At 64.6% G+C, this 2,489-nt stretch carries 3 protein-coding genes; 1 reads left to right on the top strand and 2 read right to left on the bottom strand.

Annotated features, from left to right (window positions below; genetic code table 11):
* Positions 1-14 precede the first annotated feature (14 nt).
* Both EOA27_RS31735 and EOA27_RS31730 read right to left on the bottom strand, forming a co-directional pair.
* Complete coding sequence (locus EOA27_RS31735) at positions 15-1,058, bottom strand: enoyl-CoA hydratase/isomerase family protein (protein WP_126082947.1); 1,044 nt, start codon at positions 1,056-1,058, stop codon at positions 15-17.
* A 110-nt stretch (positions 1,059-1,168) separates the two neighbouring features.
* Positions 1,169-1,717 carry an isoprenylcysteine carboxylmethyltransferase family protein gene (locus EOA27_RS31730; protein ID WP_126082948.1) on the bottom strand — a complete coding sequence of 183 codons (549 nt, stop codon included), beginning with the start codon at positions 1,715-1,717 and terminating at the stop codon, positions 1,169-1,171.
* Positions 1,718-1,807: 90 nt separating this feature from the next.
* On the opposite strand from EOA27_RS31730, the gene EOA27_RS31725 reads away from it, so the two are divergent.
* Positions 1,808-2,489, top strand: a 682-nt coding sequence (locus tag EOA27_RS31725; RefSeq protein ID WP_127258141.1) for a DUF2066 domain-containing protein, incomplete at its 3' end; no start/stop codon positions are given.

Genomic DNA, 2,489 nt, shown 5'->3' with positions numbered 1-2,489 from the left:
GGAGGTGACCTCGCTCACAGGGTGAGCTCCTTGTCTCCGAGCGGGGCGAAATAGGTGTCGATGTCGGCGGCACTGACCTCATCCAGGCTCGCCGGCCGCCAGGCGGGCGTCGAGCCCTTGTCGATGATGGCGGCGCGGATGCCTGCGTAGAAATCATGGCCGGCCAGCATGCGGTTCAGGATGCGGAACTCCATCTTCATGCATTCGTCCATCGACAGCGTCGACCCGGCGCTGATCTGGCGCCAGGCAACGTTGAGGCTGGTCGGCGAGCGGGTCTTCAGCGTCGCCAGCGTCTTTGCGGCAAAAGCATCGTCGGCCCCTGCCCGCTCCAGACTGTCGATGATGCCGGCGAGCGAGCTCTGCGAGAAATGACGCGAGATCGCTTCCAGATCCTGCCGCTCGGTCTCGCGTTTGGCGGGCACGAAGAAATCGCGCAGCTCCGCATTGGCATCGCCGCTCGTCGCCAGCTCGTCGAGCAGGCCGGCCTGGTCCTCGGCCTTGATGGTGTGGGTGGCGAGCCCCGACCACAGCGCGTCGCCATAGCGGATGCGGTTTCCGGTCAGCCCAAGATACATGCCGAACGAGCCGCCGAGATCCGGCAGCAAATGGCTGGCGCCAACATCGGGGAAAAAGCCGATGCCGACCTCCGGCATGGCGAACTGCGCGTTCTCGGTCAGCACGCGATGCGAGCCGTGAAAGGAGATGCCGACGCCGCCGCCCATGACGATGCCGTCGATCAGCGCGACATAGGGTTTCTTGAAGCGCGCAATGCGGGCGTTCAACCGATACTCGTCGGCGAAGAAGTCGACAGGCGGCCTGCCGGCGCGGCCGGCCTCGTAGATGTGCAGGATATCGCCGCCGGCGGAAAACGCCCTGCCCTCGGCCTTGACGACGACGACGCCGATGCCCGGATCCTCTTCCCAGGCATCGAGCGCTTTGCCGAGCGCCTTGACCATGTTGTGCGTGACGGCGTTGAGCGCCTTCGGCCGGGTCAATGTAACCACGCCCGCCCTGCCCAGCCGCTCGAAGCGGATCTCGTCGCCGCCGCCAAAATCCATCGTCAGAGAATCCTCCCCCGCGCCTGCGGGAGGTGAAGTGCTAAGCGGCGACCGGGCCAACGTCAATTGTCGAGTACCAGGGACAGGCCGCGCCTCTTGCGGCGGGCAGACTACCAGACGAACGGGATAAGCGCGTTCGTGCGGCGCGCATATTCGGGGAACTCGTCGGGAAATTGCCGCGCCAGAAGCCGATCCTCGGCTCCGACCCTCCAGATGAAAATTGCCCCGAGCAGGATCAACAGAAAGACGAAGGGGCCGCCGACCACGATCACCGAGCCGATAGAGGCGAGCAGGCCGCCCGTGTACATGGGATGACGCAGGCGACTGTATGGACCGGACCTTACCAGCTCATGCTCCTGCTTGGCCGAAACGGTTTGGCTCCAGTTGCGACCGAGAGCCTGCCGCGCCCAGACCAACAGCGCCATGCCCGCGATGGTGATCGCGGCGCCGATGCCGCCCAGGACCGTGCCGACGGGTGCGAAGTTGACGAAGTCGAAAATCGGCAGCCGCGGCAGCAGGAAGGCGGCGATGATGGCGAACATCAAGCCGAAGCTCTGCAGCAGGTGCGGCTCGGTGTCCCGCTTCACGCCAATCGCCTGAACGGTCAGGAAGATGATCAGCATGAGCCAGGCGGCATAGATGAACCAGATGAAGGCCATCCCTTGCTCCTTGGGTTAGCCGGCAATCTGCCTTGGCCAGCGCAAGCACCCGGTGCTAGAAAATGGGCATTGTGAACCGGACGGCAAGCCATGCCCGGATTTTCTCGCCTCGCGGCCATGGTGATCGGCATGATCGCCATCTGTTTCGTCTGTCGCCCCGTCATCGCCGCGACGCCCGCCGAGCTTTACCAGGCGCAAACGATCGTCACCGGAACCGGAGACGTGAACCGGCAGATCGGTTTCAAGGATTGCCTCGACAAGGTGCTGGTCAAGGTCTCGGGCGATCAGCGGCTGACGCAGAAGACGCAGATGCTGGCGCTGCGCGAGAAGGCGGCCGATTTCGTCCAATCCTTCCGCTACCACGACCGGCTCGAAGGCATTCCGATCCATGACGAGCAAGGCACGCATGACCGGCCACACGATCTGACCTGCCTCTACAAGCCGGATGTGGTCGACAAGCTACTCGCGCAGCTCGGCAGCAGGCCCTGGACCGGCGAGCGGCCGACGATCGCCGTCTTCATGACCGCCGAGCAGGGCGCTGGGCACTTCGTGCTGACGCAAGACGAGCAGCGCGGCAACGCGATGCGCGAATCCTTCGCCAATGCCGCCGGTCCGCTGCTGATGCGCGTCACCTTTCCAAAGGCTGGGCAGCTTGGCGGGCTCGATGAGAAGGCGCTTTCCGAAGCCGATATGGCAAGGCTCGACAAACTCGCGAAGAAAGCGGGAGCGGCCCGGGCGCTCGCCGGCTCGATCGTGTGGAGCGACGAGGAAC

Origin of the sequence: Mesorhizobium sp. M2A.F.Ca.ET.037.01.1.1 (assembly GCF_003998075.1) — a bacterium.
In the GTDB taxonomy this organism is placed as follows: domain Bacteria; phylum Pseudomonadota; class Alphaproteobacteria; order Rhizobiales; family Rhizobiaceae; genus Mesorhizobium.
Note: the sequence above shows the minus strand (reverse complement) of the source record. Positions and strands in the feature narration are given on the sequence as shown.

Excerpts from the sequence above, each read along its gene's own strand:
- EOA27_RS31735 (WP_126082947.1), bottom strand. The coding sequence starts at position 1,058 with ATGGATTTTGGCGGCGGCGACGAGATCCGCTTCGAGCGGCTGGGCAGG.
- EOA27_RS31730 (WP_126082948.1), bottom strand. The coding sequence starts at position 1,717 with ATGGCCTTCATCTGGTTCATCTATGCCGCCTGGCTCATGCTGATCATC.